Below are 17,479 nucleotides of genomic sequence, written 5' to 3' on the forward strand. Positions count from 1 at the left end.
CGTCCGCTCCGGCCCGCGACGGGCCGGAGCGGACGTCCTGGGCGAGCCCTCGACCGCCGGTGCGGGTGTCAGTCGGTGTCGCGGGGGTCGAACGACTCGGTGTCGACCGTCAGCGGCTCGGGGAAGGCGGACGCCACGGCGTTCCAGGGCGTCAGCTTGAAGTTGGTGGCCTCGCGCCCGCCGTCCGCGGGAGTGGCCTCGCCGTCGTGGGTCACCAGCAGGCCCCGGGGGAAGGACCGGCCCAGGGGGACGTTGACGACGGTGGAACCGTCCGAGTGCTGCACGCCGTCCACGGCCGGGCCGTCGTCGAGGGTGAAGGAACCGACGTGGTCGTTGCCGCCCTTTCGCCCGTACACCGCGAAGGTGTTGTCGCCCTGGCTGGAGGCGAGCACGTAACCGGCGCCGTCCGCCGCGTGGTACACGGTGACGCCCTCCGCGTCGGCGCTCAGGTTCTTCCCGCCGAAACCGGGGTCATGGGCGGTGTCGAGGACGCATTCCTCCTCCTCGGCGTCGTACGTCCACGGCGTGCCGTACTCACGGACCCGGTCGATCATCTTCGGCGTGTCGAACTCCTCGTCGTCGAGGTCGACGCGCCACAGGCCCACGGCCTCCTGTGCCATGTACAGGACGTGCTCCTCCTGGTCGACGGCCATGCCCTCGACCTGCGGGCGCTCGCCGGGATCGGCGCACGGCCGCCAGCCGGTCCCGTCGGGCAGGGTGAAGGAGGCGGGCAGATCGAGCGTGTCCTCGGTCCGGTAACCGACCCGGCCGCCGCGGTCCTCCAGTTCGAGCAGCCGCAGCCGGGTCTCCTCGCGCTGCGAGGCGACGACGTAGGCGTCGTCGCCGTCGCTGAACGCGGCGAGCCCGTAGGCCGTGCGCTGCTCGTCCACCTCGGCCTCGCTCGCGGCGAAGACCGGCCGGACGTCGGGGGCGGTCACGTCCCTCAGCGGCGGCCGGCCGGCCGCGACGGCGGCGGGGTCGATCGCGAAGGCCCGGATGCGGTCACGGCCCCGGTCGCTCACGAGCGCCAGGTCCGTCTTCCTGCCGCCCAGCTCGAACCCGTAGACGATGTCGACGTTGTTGAAGCGGCCGGGCGCCGCGTCCTCGCCCGGTGCCGGGGGTGCGGCGATGTGCTGCAGACGCCTGCCGTCGAGGCCGTACACATCGAGACCGGCCTCCTTCAGGGTGCCGATCACGAGGCTGCGGCCGGGACGGTCGGGGTCGACCCAGACGGCGGGATCGTCCGCGTTGGCGTTGCCGCCCGCCTCGTCGTCGTGGACGGCGGGCGTCTCCACGGACGCGGTGACGGACACCGGCTGCGGTGTCGCGGGGGCACCGGCCACCAGCGCGAGTGCGGCGGTCAGCGCTGTCAGAGCGGAAGTGCTCACAGTACTCCTCGGTAGCGTTACGGTCGGCGGTGACGCTATGGGGGCGGCATGGAGGGCGGGCGACGGCGCGATGAACGGCGGATTGACTCTCAACTCCCCTGCGCGCGACCGCAGTCGACGAGCGTCCTCGAATGCCGGGGAAGCGGCGCACCACGCACCGGAGGAGAGCGGTTCCGCCGGGTTCCCGCGGATCGCCCCGGGGAGATCATCGGCTGAACTAAAGTTCTCTGGTCCGGATCCCAACCAAGCGGACCTGAGAAGGAATCACGGTTATGCCCACTGAGACGTTCGAGTTTCAGGTGGAAGCTCGCCAGCTTCTGCAGATGATGATCCACTCGATCTACTCGAACAAGGATGTGTTCCTGCGCGAACTCGTCTCCAACGCCTCCGACGCGCTCGACAAGCTGCGGCTCGAAGCGCTGCGCGACGACTCGCTCGACGCGGACGTGTCCGACCTGCACATCACCATCGAGACGGACCGGGAGGCCCGCACGCTGACCGTGCGGGACAACGGCATCGGAATGTCTCACGAGGAAGTGGTCCAGCTCATCGGGACCATCGCGAACTCGGGCACGGCGAAATTCCTGCGGGAACTCAAGGAGGCCGAGGACGGCGCCGCGGCCGAGGGACTGATCGGCCAGTTCGGCGTCGGTTTCTACTCCAGCTTCATGGTGGCCGACGAGGTCACGCTGCTGACCCGGCGCGCGGGCGAGAGCCAGGGCACCCGGTGGACGTCCACCGGCGAGGGCACGTACACGATCGAGACCGTCGACAGCGCCCCGCAGGGCACCGAGGTCACCCTCCGGCTCAAGGCGGAGGACACCGAGGACCGGCTCTACGACTACACCTCCCCGTGGAAGATCAGGGAGATCGTCAAGCGGTACTCCGACTTCATCACCTGGCCCGTGCGGATGGCCACCGAAGCCCCCGGGGCCGCGGACGGCGAGGAAGGGGCCGACGACGCCCCGCGCGAGCCCGAGACCCTCAACTCGATGAAGGCCCTGTGGGCCCGCTCGCGCGACGAGGTCACGGACGACGAGTACCACGAGCTGTACAAGCACATCAGCCACGACTGGATCGCCCCGCTCGAAACCATCCGCCTCCAGGCGGAGGGCACCTTCGAGTACCAGGCGCTGCTCTTCATCCCGTCGCACGCGCCCCAGGACCTGTTCATGCAGGGGTACAAGCGCGGCATCCAGCTCTATGTGAAGCGCGTCTTCATCATGGACGACTGCGAAGCGCTGATGCCGCCGTACCTGCGCTTCGTCAAGGGCGTCGTCGACGCGCAGGACCTCTCGCTCAACGTGTCCCGCGAGATCCTCCAGCAGGACCGCCAGATCCAGCTGATGCACCGGCGCCTGGCGAAGAAGGTGCTGGCGACGGTCAAGGACATGATGTCCTCCGAGCCGGAGCGGTACGCCACGTTCTGGCGGGAGTTCGGCCGCGTCGTCAAGGAAGGGCTGCTGAGCGACTTCGAGAACCGCGACGCCATCCTCGACGTCGCCTCCTTCGCCACCACCCACGACAAGGACGAGCCGACCACGCTGCGGCAGTACGTGGAGCGGATGAAGGACGGCCAGGAACACATCTTCTACCTCACGGGCGAGTCCCGGCAGGCCATCGAGAACTCCCCGCACATGGAGGCGTTCCGGGCCAAGGGCGTCGAGGTGCTGCTGCTGACCGACCCCGTCGACGAGGTGTGGGTCGGGACGGACGTGGAGTTCGACGGCAAGAAGCTGCGGTCGGTGGCCAAGGGCGAGGTCGACCTCGGCACCGAGGAGGAGAAGAAGGAGGCCGCCACCGAGCGCGAGAACCGGCAGCAGGAGTACGCGGACCTCCTCGGCTGGATGACGGAACGGCTGGGCGAGACCGTCAAGGAGGTGCGGCTCTCCTCGCGGCTCACCGTCTCGCCCGCGTGCATCGTCTCCGACACGCACGACGTGACACCCGCGCTGGAGAACATGTACCGCGCCATGGGCCAGGAGGTGCCGCACGTCAAGCGCATCCTCGAACTCAACGCGGAGCACCCGCTGGTCAGCGGCCTCAACCGGGCGTACGCCGACCGCGGCGAGGAGGCCGGCACCGGCCTGGAGGAGACGGCCGAGCTCCTGCACGACCTGGCGCTCCTCGCCGAGGGCGGCGAACTGGCCGACCCCTCGCGCTTCGTCCGGCTGATGGCCGACCGCCTGGAGCGCACCCTGTGAGAAGGGCCGCCGCGCCCCGGCCCGTGCGGCACCGCCCGCCCGCGGCCACCGGGGCGCCGGCCCGGCCGTGACGCACCCGGACCACCGGGACCGGCCCGTCACCGTTGCCCTCGCACCGGTGACGGGCCGGTGCCCTGTCCCGCCCGCGGGGCCCGGCGGGCGGGGGTGCAACGGGCGCCCCGGCACCGGACGTTGCCCGTACGGGTCACCTTCGTCCCCCTCCGGACGGCAGTGGGCGTGGGCGGCCGCGACGGACTGCTAACTTGCGTCGAGCGACTCACTCAAACGTGTTCGGCCATGTGGCGCCGCCCGCGTCGGCGCATCCCCGACGGAGGTCCCGTGATGTCCAGTGCCCAGCCCCGGGCCGGGAGCAGGCCCCCCGGGGCCCCGCCGGGGGAGGCGCGCGGCCTGGTCGCCGTACTCGCCCTCGCCGGGATCGTCGTCTCCCTGATGCAGACGATGGTGATCCCGCTGGTGCCCGAACTGCCCCGGCTGCTGCACGCGTCCGCCTCCGACGCGGCCTGGGCGATCACCGCCACGCTGCTCGCCGGGGCGGTCGCCACCCCGGTCATGGGCCGGCTCGGTGACATGTACGGCAAGCGCCGCATGCTGCTGACCGGCCTCTGCCTGCTGGTGGCCGGTTCGGTGACCGTCGCGCTCGGCGAGGGACTGGGCCCGGTGCTCGTCGGCCGTACGCTCCAGGGCCTGGCCGCCGGCGTCATCCCGCTCGGCATCAGCATCATGCGCGACGAACTGCCCGCCCACCGGCTCGGATCGGCGATCGCGCTGATGGGCGCCTCGCTGGGCGTCGGGGGAGCCCTGGGCCTGCCCGCCGCCGCGTTCCTCGCCGAACGGGTCGACTGGCACGTGCTGTTCTGGGCGTCGGCCGGCGCGGGGGCGCTGGCCACCGTCCTCGTCCTGGCCCTGGTGCCCGAATCGCCGGTGCGCCCCGGTGGACGGTTCGACCTGGTGGGCGCCGCCGGGCTCTCCGTGGCCCTGGTCTGCCTGCTGCTCGCGATCTCCAAGGGCGCCACCTGGGGCTGGGGCAGCGCGGCCACCCTCGGCCTGCTGGGCACCTCGGCCGTCGTCCTGGGGCTGTGGGGCCGGTGGGAACTGCGGACCGCGCAGCCGCTGGTCGACCTGCGGACCACCGCCCGCCGCCAGGTGCTGCTGACGAACGTCGCCTCGGCCGTCTTCGGCTTCGCGATGTTCGCGGTGTCGCTCGTGCTGCCCCAGGTGATCCAGCTGCCGGAGGCCACCGGATACGGTCTGGGAGCCTCGCTGCTGACGGTGGGTCTGGTCATGGGACCGTCCGGGCTGGTCATGATGGCGGTCGCGCCGCTGTCGGCACGCGTCTCCCGCAACCAGGGGCCGAGGACCACCCTGATGGCCGGTGCGGCGGTGGTCGCCGCCGGGTACCTCCTCGGCATCGTCCTGATGTCGGCGATCTGGCAACTGGTGCTGGTCTCGGCCGTGATCGGGGCCGGGATCGGACTGGCCTACGGGGCGATGCCCGCCCTCGTCATGGCCGCCGTGCCCGTCTCGGAGACGGCCGCCGCCAACAGTTTCAACACCCTCACCCGGGCCATCGGCACCTCGGCCGCCAGCGCGGTGGCGGGAGTGGTCCTCGCCCAGATGACCACCTCGTTCGGCCCGCTCACCGTGCCGTCGCAGAGCGGCTTCCGCACCGTCATGGCGATCGGCGCGGGCGCGGCGCTGGTGGCCCTGGTCTTCGCGTTCCTCCTGCCCGGACGGCACTCCGCCGCACCGTCCTCCCGGCCCGCGCCTCAGCCCTCGCCCGCACCCGCCGAGGGCTGAGGCGCGACCGCCGCCGGTGACTGCGGGCCGCCCGCCGAAAACCGGTGGACCAGACCTTTGCGAGCCGCATAGCTTGTGCGGCCGTGACTGATGCCCCGCAGCGTTCATCGAGTGACTCGCCCACCACGGCAACGGCAACGGCCCCGGCCACGGCGGCGAAGATCCCGCAGGGACTGTTCTCCGGACCGTACGCGTCGGCCACCGCCGTCTTCGCCACGGTGATGTTCCTGACCGGGCTCGCCGCCCTGGCCGTGGTCCCCACACTGCCCACGGCCGCCCAGGACCTGGACGGCGTGGCGCTCTTCCCGCTGGTGGCGGGATGTTTCGTGGCGGCGAGCCTGCTGGGCGGGGTGCTGGGCGGCCACTGGGCCGACCGCTCGGGGGCGCACCGCCCGCTGGCAGCGGGCATGGTGCTGGCCGTGGTCACCCTGGTCGTCTCGGCCGCCAGCACCTCCGTCTGGCAACTGGCCGCCGGACGCTTCGTGGACGGCGTGGCGGGCGGAATGATCGCGGTGGCGGTCAACGCGGCGATCGGCCAGGCGTACCCGGAACGGCTCCGGCCGCGCGCCCTGGCGCTGATGAGCGCCTGCTGGATCGTTCCGTCGCTGGTCGGCCCGCCCCTGGCGGGACTGGTGTCCGAATGGTGGTCCTGGCGGGCGGTGTTCTACGGACTGGCCGCCCTCACCGCGCTCCCGGCCCTGGCCGTCGTGGCCCTGCTGCACGGCCGCTTCCGGCCCGCCGCGCCGGGACCGTCGAAGAACGCGGTACCGGCACCGCCGAAGGACGGCGCGCAGGAACCGCCGAAGGACGGCGCGCCGCGCCCCCCGCTGCTGGTCGCGGTCGCGGTGAGCGTGGGCGCGGCGCTGGGCCAGTACGGCGCGTCGGGCCGGGACACCCGCCACCTGCTGTTCGCGGCGGTGGGCCTCGCCCTGCTGGCGGTGTTCGCCACGCGGCTGCTGCCGTCCGGCACCGTGCGCGCCGCGCGCGGCCTGCCCGTCACGGTGCTGCTGCGCGGCCTGAGTTCGGGGGTGTTCTTCACCCTGGAGGCACTGGTGCCGCTGATGCTCGTCACCGACCAGGACGTGGCCCCCGTGGTGACGGGCCTGGCCTTCACGGGCGCCGCCGTGGCCTGGGCCGCCTCCTCCTGGGTGCAGGGCCGGCTGCCGGAGCGGACCCCGCGCCACCGCCTCGTCATGATCGGCGCCCTGATCCAGGTGGCGGCGGTCGTGGTCGCGACAGTCGGTTCGATGCCCGGCGCGCACCCGGCCGTCGCCGCCTCGTCCATGGTCGTCGCGGCGGTCGGCATGGGCCTGCTCGCCCCGTCCCTCACCGTGCTGTCGCTCTCCCACGCGCCGGCCGGCCGCCAGGGCTACGCGAGCAGCGCGATGCAGACCACCCAGAACCTGGGCCAGATCCTGGTCCTGGGCGCGGCGTCCGCCGTGTTCCACGCCTTCCCGGCCCTCGGCCCGCCCGACGCGGTCGGCTACGGCGCGGCCTTCGCCCTGCTGCTCGTACCGGGTGTCCTGGCCGTCCTGCTCGCCCCCGGGTCGGGTAACGTGCCGGGCACGGGCCGGGGGGCCAGGGGCGACCGGGACGACTGCCGGGCCTGACGGCCGAGCGGTCCACGAGCGACGAGGAATGCGCCGAAATCGGCGGAAAGCCGTCCTGTGGGCAGAGGGGGGACATCTCTAGGCTCGACCGCATGCGTGTACTTTTCGCCTCGACTCGCGGTTCGGGTCACTTCCACCCACTTGTCCCCCTCATCGACGCGTGCACGGCGCGTGGTGACGACGTCCTGGTCGTCGCGCCACCGGCCCTCGAAGGGTTATTGGCGTCCCGGAAGCAGCCGTACCGCATCGGCCGGGAGCCGGACCCGGAGGAACTCGCGGGGATCATGGCGCGGGTGCTGACGCTGGCCCCGGACGACGGGGTCGCCCTCATGGTCGGGGAGGTGTTCGGCCGGCTCTGCACCGCCGCGATGCTCCCCGCGATGGAGGAGGCCTGCCGTGACTGGCGGCCCGACCTCGTCCTGCACGAGACGTTCGAGTTCGCCTCGGTGGTGGCCGCCGAGCGCCACGGAATCCCGCACGCCCGGGTGGCGGTCTCGGCCGCGGGGTTCACCGCGTCCACCGACCGGTTCCCGGCCCCCGTGCTCGACTCCTACGGCCCCGGCATCGCCCGACGGCTCCTCGACACCCCGTACCTGACCCGGCTGCCCGCCTCCCTGGACCCCTCGCCGTACGCCACGACCCACCGCTACCACGAGGAACTCCGGCCGCAGGCGCTGCCGGACTGGTGGGGAGGGGCGACGGAACCGCTGGTCCACGTCACCCTCGGCACCGAGGCGGGCGCACTGCCGACCGCGACCCGCCTGTACCGCGCGGTCCTGGACGCGGTGAGCGGACTGCCGGTGCGCGTCCTGCTCACGACGGGGCACCACATCGACGCGCCGGCCCTCGGACCGCTGCCGCCCCACGTCCACGCGGAGCAGTGGGTGCCGCAGGCGGACGTCCTGCGCAGCGCCTCCCTCGTGGTCTGCCACGGCGGTTCGGGAACGGTCTACGGGGCCCTCGCGGCCGGTGTTCCCGTCGTCTGCGTCCCCCTCTTCGCCGACCAGCCGGACAACGCCCGACTGGTGACCGGGGCGGGTGCGGGAGAGTCCGTCACCCCGACCGGGGCCCCGGAGGACGAGGCGTCGGTACTGGGCCCCGAGGACGTCCGGAACATCCGCGAGGCCGCCGAGCGGATCCTCGAACAGCCCTCGTACCGCGCACGGGCCCGGGCCCTGGCCGACGAGATGCGGACCACCGCCACGGCGGCGGAACTGCTCGCCACCCTCGAACCCTGACCCGTACCGCACGACACGACGGCGCCCACCGTACGGCCGTACGGTGGGTCTCGCCGTGCCCGGACGCTTTCGTGGCGCGCGGGCGGGCAGGGGAAAAAGATGGCACGAGTATCCGCACCCGTGATCGAGCTCGTCCGGCGCACGACCGAGCCCGTCGGAGCGCAGACCCTGCGTTCCACCGCGGCCTCCGTCATCGCCTACGTCGTGGCGGTATGGACCCTTCCGCATCCGGCGCCGCTCACCGCCCCGCTCACCGCCCTCCTCGTCGTGCAGGTCACCCTCTACGCGACCCTCACCACGGGAATCCGCCGGGTGAACTCGGTCGTGGTGGGGGTGCTCATCGCCAGTGCGCTCAGCTCGCTGGTGGGCCTCAACTGGTGGAGCCTCGGCCTGACGATCTTCGTTTCGCTGATCATCGGACGGCTGGTGCGCGTCGGTGAGTTCGTGCCCGAGGTGGCGATCAGCGCGATGCTCGTGCTGGGCGTCTCACAGGTCGCCTCGACCGCCTGGGACCGGGTGCTGGAGACCCTGATCGGGGCGGGCGTCGGGCTGCTGTTCAATTTGCTCCTGGCCCCTCCGGTGTGGGTGCAGCCGGCGGGCGCCTCCATCGACGGCCTGGCTCGCGAGATGGGCGGGATGTTCCGGGCGATGGGTGAGGAGGTGAACGGACACGTCTCCGTCGAGCGGGCGGCCGAGCGGCTCCATGCGGCCCGCCGCCTCGACCACGACATCGTGGAGGTCGACGCCTCGCTGCGGCAGGCCGAGGAGAGCCTCACCCTCAACCCGCGCGTGAGACAGGGGCTGCTGCACCGGGTCGTGCTCCGCACCGGCCTGGACACCCTGGAGATCTGCGCCGTGGTGCTGCGGGTGCTCACCCGTACCCTGACCGACCTGGCCAAGGCCCGTACCGAGGAGACGCTGTTCCCCGCCGACGTGGCCGAGGCGCTGACGGAACTGTTCGGGCAGATGGCGGGTGCCGTCGAGAGCTTCTCGGAGCTGATCACCACTCCGGTCGCGGAGAACGCGGAGGAGGCGGAGGACCGGCTGGCCCAGGCGCTCGCCGCCGGCCGCGCGACCAGGGACCGGGTGGCCGACCTGCTCCTGGAGGACGTCCAGGAACACCCCCGGCAGTGGCAACTGCACGGCGCCCTGCTCGCCGAGGTGGATCGCATCCTGGACGAACTCGACATCGACAAGCGCACCGAACGGCTGGGCAAGGAGCTCGACCGGCGCTCGGCGCAGCTCCACGAACGCCACCCCTGGCTGCGCGCGGTCTCCCGGCGTCTGGAGGGCGAACACCGCTGAGGGCGGACCGGGCCGCGTCCTCGCGGCCCGGTCCGGCCCGGCGCCTCAGGCGTAGGCGCGCACCGCCACGACTCCCGGCCGGGGCGCGCCGTTCGTCGCGTCCGCGCACACCCGCAGCGCCGAGACGGCGCGGGGCGCGAACCGGTGGACGCGGTGGCGCACGCGGTTTCCGGTCTCCTCGACGAGCGGGTGCCAGTCGCCGTCGACCAGGGCCTCGACGCGGTAGTCGCGCACCAGCTCCGGCATGATCTCGAACGGTGCGCGGTGCAGGTGCAGATTGTTGAGGAACTCGTCGACGTCGTCGTCGAACACCAGCTGCACGGTGCCGATCTCGACGGGGGAGTCCCAGTCGAGCCGCAACCAGCCCGGCCCCTCGTCCGCCGCCTGCCACGACTGCGGTCCGCCGTAAGGACGCTGGAAACCGCCGACGGCCTTGTACGGACCGAACGCCGCCGTGGCACCCGCCCGGAAGCAGAAGCTGCGCCGGCGCAGCCCGCGCGCCACCCACTCGGTCACCAACTGGCGCTCCCCGGAACCTTTCTCGCGGGCCAGCGCCAGGACGCCCGTGCGCCGTTCGGCGGCCAGGTGCAGCGCGACGCCCTCGGCCGCCCGCACCACGACGACGGCGTTCCGCGGCTCCTCGGGGCGCCAGACCAGCGGCACCCCGACCCACTGGCCCTTCCCGGCCGCGACCTCGACCGTGCGGGTGTCCAGCCGGCTCACGGGCACGGCGTTCTCCGCCCGGACGGTGTCCCACAGTTCCACCCGCAGCGTGGTCGCCGCCGCGGCGTCGACGAACAGCTCGAAGCCCTCCAGGGACGGTTCCACCGGCAGGACCACGCCCAGGTCGCGGTCGAGCGGGAACGGCTCGGTGCCGGGGCCCGGTTCGACGGCCAGCACGGACAGGGTGCTCGACGCGCTCACCCGGGCCGCGCGCGCCAGATCGTCCGGATCGGTGTTGCGCACCCCGACCAGCGAGGCGTCCTGCCGCAGCAGGATCTGCTGCAGACGCCGGTCCGCGGCCAGTTCGCGCGGGGCCAGCCCGTCCCGCACGCACAGCGCCGCCCCGGTGCCCGCGGCCTCGCCGATCGCCGCGCAGGTCGCCATCACCCGGGTCGTGCCGAACGCGACGTGGGTGGCGGAGATGTTGCGGCCCGCGAGGAGGAGATTGCGGACGTTGCGCGAATAGAGGCTGCGGAACGGGATGTGGTACACGCCGTCCGGGTGGATCTGCCGCGCCTCCGGGCTGGTCGAGTACATGCCCTGCACCGGGTGCAGATCGATCGACCAGCCGCCGAACGCGACCCGGTCCTCGAAGGGCTCCTGCCCCATGACCTCGTTCTGCGTCAGCACGTGGTCCCCGAGGAAGCGGCGGTACTCGCGCTTGCCGGGCAGGGAACCGACCCACTCCAGGGTCAGCCGGTCCGCGTCGAACTTCCCGGAGTTCTTGATGTGGTCCCAGATGCCGTGGATCACGGACCAGAGCTCGTCCCGGATGCGTTCGTTGTCGTGGACGGTGTCGAGTTCGCCGCCCCACTCGATCCACCAGTAGTCGCAGCCGTTGTCACCGGTGCGGATCAGCCGGTGCTCGGGGATCGAGGTGTCGAGGATGTTCTTGGCGAAGGACGGCGGCACGTACTTCACCGGGTGCCCGGCGTCCTTCGTGTAGAAGAGGATCGTGGAGCCGAGCAGCTCCCGGTCGGGGACCTCGGGCGCCCAGGACTCCCCGTACTCGGCGCGGGACTCCCGGCCGATCCGGTGCTCGGCGCCCGCGAGGTGGCCGACCAGCCCGTCGCCGGTGCAGTCCAGGAACACCGGACCGGTGAAGGTGATCAGCCGTTCCGAGCCCATCGTCCAGCCGGTGACCGAGGTGATCACGCGTTCCTCGGCCGGGCCCTCGGCGGCCACCTCGCGGACGTCGGTGTTGAGGAACAGGGTCAGATTCGGCTCGGCGAACAGCGCGTCCAGGACCACCTGGTCCCAGTAGTGGGGATTGCCCTCCGGATTGCGGTACTGGTTCTCCAGGATCAGTTCGCCGATGATGCCCGTCTCCCGGGCCCACCGCTGGGCGCCGTGCGCGGTGGCGCCGCACACCCACACCCGTACCTCGCTGCTCGAATTCCCGCCGGGCACGGGGCGGTTGTGGACCAGGGCGACCCGCAGGCCCAGCCGCGCGGCGGCGATGGCCGCGCAGACGCCGGCGAGTCCTCCGCCGACGACGGTGATGTCGCTCGTCACGGTCTCCGTACGCATGACGCGTCCGTTCCTTTCTCCGGAGTCTCAGGTCTCGGAACCCCGCGCGGAGGGGAGGAGGAGAGGGAACGTCCGCTCCCCTCCGCACGGCACATCAGGGCGCCAGCCGGGAGTCCGAGAGGCGGGGCGAGGGCGGCGGGGCGCCGTCCAGCGTCGCGGAGTGCAGTGCGGCGTGTTCCTCGCGGGAGACCACGGCCCGGCCGCCGCGCACCGTGAGCCGGTGACCCCGCGGGGTCGTCCAGCGCACCTCGGCGCAGTCACCGGCCACGGCCACCTCGGGGGCCGGCCCGGTGCTCCGCGCGGCACCGGACGGAACCAGGGACAGGGTCCCCGCCGCGAAGGCGTCGCCCACCTCCGCCCAGTCCAGCTCGACGGGGGTGCCGCTCTCCAGGAACACCACTTCGATCCGCACCCCGTCGGCGCGCGGGACCAGCCGGGTCGCCGGGGCGCGCCCCGCGAAGGTGCCACCGGCCGTCCGGAAGTCCAACCGGGCCGTTCCCAGGTCGAGTTCGACGCCGCCGTCGACCGTCGTCGCCTCCGCGAGGGGCGGCGCGCCGATCGCGTCCACCACCAGGCGCAGCGACCGCACCCGGAACCGGTCGCCCGGCCCGATCATGTCGAGGTGGTGGTGCCGGTCGCCCGCCGGGCGGGCGAACCCCGCCAGCCAGGCCACGTGCGGGCCGCTCTGCACGGTGGAGAGCACGCCCGAGGCGAAGTCGAAGTCCTCCGCCCCGTCGTCCTTCACCAGATGGACGTGCAGATGACCGGCGGTCCCGTCCGGGCGCACCCAGTGGCCGAACAGCGGCCGGCGCTGCAACCAGGTGTCCTGGTGGTTGACGCTGCCCAGGGTGGTGACCGGATCGAGCCAGGTGGTGCCGGTCTCCGGGGCCGGGCCGTCGGCGAACAGCTCCCGGTGCTCGTGCTCGCTCCCCAGCTCCGTCAGCCGGGGCAGGACCCAGTCCGGCATCCGGTAGTCCACGCAGGAGTCCACTCCGGTGGTCATCTCGCCCCGGACCGGGCGGGGTTCCGGTGCGCCGAGCAGCCCGCCGACCGCCTTCGCCAGGGCGGGCGGCACCCCCAGGTCGTTGCTGTAGCAGCGGGCCATGGGGCCGGAGAGCTGACGGGTCGGCGGGTGCCAGCGGGCGAGGAAGTGCAGCCAGAGCCGGTCGTGCAGCCGCTCGTTGAGCTGCCGCACCTCCTCGTCCCGGACGTGTTCCCTGATCAGGGTCAGCGTCTGGAGCACCACACCCCAGTAGGACGGGCTGTTGAACTCGGTGAAGCTGCCGGTGCCGTCGATCGCCGCGCACAACCGCGCCATGCGGTCCTTGCCGTACGCGAACAGCACTCTGTCCTCGAGGAGTTGACCGGCGGCGAGCGTGACGAAGGTGCCCATCGCGGCGACGTTGGTGTACCCCATGGGGACGTTCCGGCGGACGATCGAGGCCGCCGCGTGCCGCACCGACTCCCGGAGCTCGTCCAGTACGGCGGGCGGCAGCCGGTCGCCGTGCCGGGCGTGGACGAGCAGCAGCTGGATGCCGAGGAAGTCCGCCCAGTTCCAGTCGGGCGGGTCCATCTCCGCGGCCGGCTCCTCGGCGTAGTAGCCCCAGATGCCGTAGGTGGGGCTCTCCACGGACCGGTCCTGGAGGGCCGCGACGCGCAGGATCGCGGCGTGGGCGCGCTCGGCGTCGCCCTCGCCGTCCCGTTCCAGCAGGAGCAGGGCGTACTGCAGGGAGTTGCGGGTGGGGTGGGCGGGGCCGCCCTTGATGCGGGTGTGGATGGGGTTGTACGGGGCCTCGACCTGCAGCAGGTCCGCCCCGGCGTCCCAGCAGCGGTCGCCCTCGGCGAGCGCCGTTCGCAACAGGACGCGGTCGTACGCGTCGGCCGACCAGGCAGGGTGCACGGGAAGTCCTCCAGCTCGCGACCGTCGGACCGACGGTCTCCGGAAAAGCTTGGGAAACGTTTTCCAGAGGCTAGGCCGACGTCAACGGTCCGGCAAGGGGCGCATGGTGGGTTCCTGGTCGGAAAACACCCGGACATCGGTCCGGGCATCGAGGACGGGCCCGTGTTCACCCATTGACGCGGCCATATCGGCCGGTGCAAGGTGACCCCGGCTGGAAAACGCTTTCCAGTCAGTTCCGGTACGCCCCTGAATGGAGTCCCCGATGAGACCCTCCCTGCGCACCGCCCTGACGGGCGTCACCGCGGGTGCGCTCGTCTGCGTGCTTGCCTCGTGTTCCGGCTCCGGCGACACCGCCGCCGACGGCACGGTGACCATCACCGTCTCCGGGCGTCCCCCCGCGACGAACGCGGCCGCGCTCAAGACGTTCGAGGCCCGGGTGGCGGAGTTCGAGAAGGCCAACCCCAAGATCGAGGTCAGGACCAACGAGTACCAGTACGACCAGCAGAGCTTCCAGACCAAGGTGGGCGGCGGCAGCCTGGAGACCGTCGTCCGGGTGCCGCTGACCGAGATGTCGGGGCTGATCAAGCGCAGGCAGATCGCCGACCTCACCTCGGACTTCAAGGGGCTGAAGCACAGCGAGGACTTCAACGACGTCGCGCTCGGGGCCGCGAAGGGCGTGGACGGCAAGCTCTACGGCATACCCACCGAGGAGTACGCCCTCGGCCTGGTCTACAACCGGGACCTGTTCGAGAAGGCCGGGCTCGACCCGGACAAGCCGCCGACCACCTGGCCCGAGGTCCGCACGGCGGCCGAGGCGATCTCCAAGAAGACCGGTGCCACCGGATACGCGCAGATGACCAAGGAGAACACCGGCGGCTGGATGCTGACCGCGATGGCGTACTCCTTCGGCGACAGCATGCAGGCGGAGTCCGGCGGCAAGTGGGCCAACACCTTCGACCGTCCCGGCAGCGGCGCGGAGAAGGCGCTGAAGACACTGAAGGACATGCGCTGGACGGACGACACGATGGGCCGCAACCAGCTGCGCAACATCACCGACATGGAGAAGGACTTCTCCGCCGGGAAGATCGGCATGACACTCGCCGGCCCGAGCATGATCGGCCACTACGTCCAGCAGTACAAGGGCGACCCGAAGACCATCGGCCTCGGTGCCATGCCCGTCGGCGGCACCGACAGGCGCACCCTGGCGGGCGGCACCATCGCGGTGATCAGCCCCCGGGCCACCGCGCGACAGCGCGAGGCCGCCACGAAGTTCATCGACTTCTACTACCTCTCCACCAAGTACGACGCGACGCTCGCCGCGAAGGACGCCCAGGCCAAGAAGCAGGACGGTGCGGTCATCGGCGTGCCGGGCGTCCCGTTCTACGAGCCGGCCGTCTCCGACCCGGTCGACGCCGCGGTCAACAAGGAGGCCAACGTGCCGGTCGGGAACTTCGCCCCCTACAGCGCAGCGCTCGGCGACTACGAACTGGTCATCGAGCCGCCCGTCGAGGCGCAGAACGTCTACAAGGCCCTCGACACCGCCGTCCAGGCCGTGCTCACCCGCGAGGACGCCGACCCGGCCGAGCAGTTGAAGAAGGCCGCCGCACAGGTCGAGTCCCAGGTGGAGCGGGCGCAGAACTGACGGCGCAACCGGCACACCAGGCAGCCAGCACAGCACGAGGAGAGGCGAGGAGACGTCGATGAGCAGGTCGCAAGCGCCTGTGGCGGCCACCGGCAACGGCACCGGGGACGAGCGGACGGAAGAACAACGCTCCGCCGATCCCTCCGCGGACCGGTCGCGGACCGCCGACGGCCCGCCGCGGACCGCCTCCCCGCACCGCGGCGGCCCGGCGGAACGCCTCGTCCGCTGGACCAGGCAGGGCGGGATCACCACCATCCTGTTCGGCCTGCCGATGGTGCTGTGCTTCGCCTACTTCTCCTGGTGGCCGATCGTCCAGAGCGTGCGGCTCAGCTTCCAGCAGACCAATCTGGTCGACCCCGCCACCTGGGTGGGCCTGGACAACTTCCGGCACGTGCTGGACGACCCGCTGCTGTGGAAGGCCGTCGGGAACACCGCGCTGTTCGCCGTGCTCGCCCTGGTGATCGGCTTCCCGGTACCGCTCTTCCTCGCGGTGCTCATCGCCGAACTGCGGCGCGGGGGCACACTGTTCCGCATCCTCGCCTACCTTCCGGTGGCGATCCCGCCGGTCGTCTCGGTCCTGTTGTGGAAGGTGTTCTACGACCCGGAGGCCGGCCTGTTCAACCAGCTGCTGGCCCAGGTGGGCCTCGGCCCGTACCCCTGGCTCCAGTCCACCGACACCGCGATGCTGTCGATCGTCCTGGAAGCCACCTGGGCGGGCTTCGGATCCACGGTGGTCATCTACCTGGCGGCGCTCGGATCCGTACCCACCGAGCTGTACGAGGCCGCCGAGATCGACGCCGCGGGCATCTGGCGCCGCGTCTGGCACATCACCCTGCCGTCGCTGCGCGGTGTCGTCCTGATCATGCTGCTGCTCCAGATCATCGGCACCCTCCAGGTCTTCACCGAACCCTTCGTGATGACGGACGGCGGCCCGGAGGACTCCACCATCACCGTCCTGATGCTGATCTACAACTACGCCTTCCGGAACGGCGACTTCGGTGCCGCGACCGCGCTCAGCGTGATGCTGGCCGTCGTGCTCGGCGCGCTCTCGGCGATCTATCTGCGGGCGACGAGGAGCTGGAGCAACTGATGGCCGTACAGACCCCCCTGCGCACCCGCCGCCGCACCCGCCCGCAGGAGAGCGGACGCGGACTCATCTCCGACGCCGACCGGCGGCGGACCTCCGTACGCCTCTCGCTCCGCTCCGTCCAGACCCTCTCGCTCCTGCTGCTGCTCGCCTTCGGCGCCGCACCGCTCTACTGGACCTTCAAGGGCGCGGTCTCGCCCACCCAGGAACTGCTGCGCCACCCGCTGGAGCTGTGGCCGGACCACGCGCAATGGGACAACCTCTCCCGCGCCTGGAACGAACTCCAGGTCGGCCAGTACCTCTGGAACACCGTGGTCCTGGTCACCGGCTCGGTGATCGCCCACCTCGTCGTCGCCACCACCGGCGGCTACGTGCTGTCCGTGCTGCGCCCCAAGTGGGCCGCACCCGTGCGGTGGATGGTGCTCGCCACCCTCTTCCTCCCCGGCTCCATCTCCCTGGTGGCGCTCTACCTCACCGTGCTCGACCTGCCGGGCCTCGGCATCTCGCTCGCCAACAGCCCCTGGGGCGTCTGGCTGCCGCACGCGGCCAGTGCCTTCACCGTCCTGATCGTGATGAAGTTCTTCGACGGCATCCCCCGCGAACTCTTCGAGGCGGCCAAGGTCGACGGCGCCGGGCCGTTCGTCGTCTTCCGCCGGATCGTGCTGCCCATGTCCCGGCCGATCCTCGCGGTGGTGACCCTGCTGACGGTCATGAACTCCTGGAAGGACTTCCTCTGGCCCCTGATCGTCATCCCGGACACCGAGAAGCAGCCCATCTCCGCCGCGCTGCCGCGCCTCGCGGAAACGGCGGAACAGTCGCTGCTCATCGCCGGGATGCTGCTCGCCATCCTGCCCCCGGTCGTGCTGTTCCTGATCTTCCAGCGGCAGATCGTGCGCGGCGGGGGAGGTTTCACCGGCCTCAAGGGATGAGTACCACCCGGGCACACGCGCGGACCCGGTCCGCGCGGCCGACGGCGGCAGCGGTGCGCGCCGACGGCAGACGGACCGGTGTGCTCCGCCGGGGTACAGCCGACG

General features: G+C 71.9%; 11 protein-coding genes. 8 read left to right on the forward strand and 3 right to left on the reverse strand.

Translation table 11 applies throughout. The annotated features are described in order from the left end of the window. Positions 1–68 precede the first annotated feature (68 nt). Positions 69–1,388, reverse strand: coding sequence for a phytase (locus ACFYW1_RS24075; RefSeq protein ID WP_388996760.1), 1,320 nt, complete (start codon positions 1,386–1,388; stop codon positions 69–71). A gap of 272 nt (positions 1,389–1,660) precedes the next feature. Between ACFYW1_RS24075 and htpG the strand changes: the two genes are divergently transcribed. The 5 genes from htpG to ACFYW1_RS24100 all read left to right on the forward strand — a co-directional run bounded on the left by htpG (position 1,661) and on the right by ACFYW1_RS24100 (position 9,563). Next, positions 1,661–3,592 carry a molecular chaperone HtpG gene (gene htpG / locus ACFYW1_RS24080; protein ID WP_388996763.1) on the forward strand — a complete coding sequence of 644 codons (1,932 nt, stop codon included), beginning with the start codon at positions 1,661–1,663 and terminating at the stop codon, positions 3,590–3,592. A gap of 342 nt (positions 3,593–3,934) precedes the next feature. Beyond that, positions 3,935–5,410 (forward strand): MFS transporter, encoded by a 1,476-nt coding sequence (locus ACFYW1_RS24085; RefSeq protein WP_388996766.1) that lies wholly within the window; start codon positions 3,935–3,937, stop codon positions 5,408–5,410. Positions 5,411–5,631: 221 nt separating this feature from the next. Beyond that, positions 5,632–7,020 carry an MFS transporter gene (locus ACFYW1_RS24090; RefSeq protein ID WP_388997088.1) on the forward strand — a complete coding sequence of 463 codons (1,389 nt, stop codon included), beginning with the start codon at positions 5,632–5,634 and terminating at the stop codon, positions 7,018–7,020. Between the two features lie 92 nt (positions 7,021–7,112). Next, on the forward strand, positions 7,113–8,258 hold the full coding sequence (locus ACFYW1_RS24095) for a glycosyltransferase (RefSeq protein WP_388996769.1): 1,146 nt from the start codon (positions 7,113–7,115) through the stop codon (positions 8,256–8,258). Positions 8,259–8,357: 99 nt separating this feature from the next. Then, the gene (locus ACFYW1_RS24100; protein WP_388996772.1) at positions 8,358–9,563 is read left to right on the forward strand and encodes an aromatic acid exporter family protein; all 1,206 of its coding nucleotides are present in this window, start codon (positions 8,358–8,360) and stop codon (positions 9,561–9,563) included. 45 nt (positions 9,564–9,608) lie between these two features. On the opposite strand, the gene ACFYW1_RS24105 is transcribed toward ACFYW1_RS24100, so the two are convergent. Together ACFYW1_RS24105 and ACFYW1_RS24110 are read right to left on the reverse strand one after the other, a co-directional pair. After that, the gene (locus ACFYW1_RS24105; RefSeq protein WP_388996775.1) at positions 9,609–11,816 is read right to left on the reverse strand and encodes an FAD-dependent oxidoreductase; all 2,208 of its coding nucleotides are present in this window, start codon (positions 11,814–11,816) and stop codon (positions 9,609–9,611) included. Positions 11,817–11,910: 94 nt separating this feature from the next. Continuing rightward, complete coding sequence (locus tag ACFYW1_RS24110) at positions 11,911–13,716, reverse strand: hypothetical protein (RefSeq protein ID WP_388996778.1); 1,806 nt, start codon at positions 13,714–13,716, stop codon at positions 11,911–11,913. Between the two features lie 262 nt (positions 13,717–13,978). On the opposite strand from ACFYW1_RS24110, the gene ACFYW1_RS24115 reads away from it, so the two are divergent. From ACFYW1_RS24115 to ACFYW1_RS24125, 3 genes are read left to right on the forward strand one after another with little or no spacing between them, the layout of a single operon-like run. Then, positions 13,979–15,358, forward strand: coding sequence for an extracellular solute-binding protein (locus ACFYW1_RS24115; RefSeq protein ID WP_388996781.1), 1,380 nt, complete (start codon positions 13,979–13,981; stop codon positions 15,356–15,358). Positions 15,359–15,416: 58 nt separating this feature from the next. Then, positions 15,417–16,448 (forward strand): carbohydrate ABC transporter permease, encoded by a 1,032-nt coding sequence (locus tag ACFYW1_RS24120; RefSeq protein WP_388996784.1) that lies wholly within the window; start codon positions 15,417–15,419, stop codon positions 16,446–16,448. Further along, complete coding sequence (locus ACFYW1_RS24125; protein WP_388996787.1) at positions 16,448–17,374, forward strand: carbohydrate ABC transporter permease; 927 nt, start codon at positions 16,448–16,450, stop codon at positions 17,372–17,374. Before ACFYW1_RS24120 ends, ACFYW1_RS24125 begins: the two co-directional genes overlap by 1 nt. The last annotated feature ends 105 nt before the right edge of the window (positions 17,375–17,479 follow it).

Origin of the sequence: Streptomyces sp. NPDC002669 (assembly GCF_042889165.1) — a bacterium.
In the GTDB taxonomy this organism is placed as follows: domain Bacteria; phylum Actinomycetota; class Actinomycetes; order Streptomycetales; family Streptomycetaceae; genus Streptomyces.

What these genes read in the sequence shown, in the direction of transcription:
- ACFYW1_RS24115 (WP_388996781.1), top strand. Translation starts at nt 13,979, where the DNA reads ATGAGACCCTCCCTGCGCACCGCCCTGACGGGCGTCACCGCGGGTGCG.
- ACFYW1_RS24090 (WP_388997088.1), top strand. Translation starts at nt 5,632, where the DNA reads ATGTTCCTGACCGGGCTCGCCGCCCTGGCCGTGGTCCCCACACTGCCC.
- htpG (WP_388996763.1), top strand. Translation starts at nt 1,661, where the DNA reads ATGCCCACTGAGACGTTCGAGTTTCAGGTGGAAGCTCGCCAGCTTCTG.
- ACFYW1_RS24085 (WP_388996766.1), top strand. Translation starts at nt 3,935, where the DNA reads ATGTCCAGTGCCCAGCCCCGGGCCGGGAGCAGGCCCCCCGGGGCCCCG.
- ACFYW1_RS24100 (WP_388996772.1), top strand. Translation starts at nt 8,358, where the DNA reads ATGGCACGAGTATCCGCACCCGTGATCGAGCTCGTCCGGCGCACGACC.
- ACFYW1_RS24120 (WP_388996784.1), top strand. Translation starts at nt 15,417, where the DNA reads ATGAGCAGGTCGCAAGCGCCTGTGGCGGCCACCGGCAACGGCACCGGG.
- ACFYW1_RS24125 (WP_388996787.1), top strand. Translation starts at nt 16,448, where the DNA reads ATGGCCGTACAGACCCCCCTGCGCACCCGCCGCCGCACCCGCCCGCAG.
- ACFYW1_RS24095 (WP_388996769.1), top strand. Translation starts at nt 7,113, where the DNA reads ATGCGTGTACTTTTCGCCTCGACTCGCGGTTCGGGTCACTTCCACCCA.
- ACFYW1_RS24105 (WP_388996775.1), bottom strand. Translation starts at nt 11,816, where the DNA reads ATGCGTACGGAGACCGTGACGAGCGACATCACCGTCGTCGGCGGAGGA.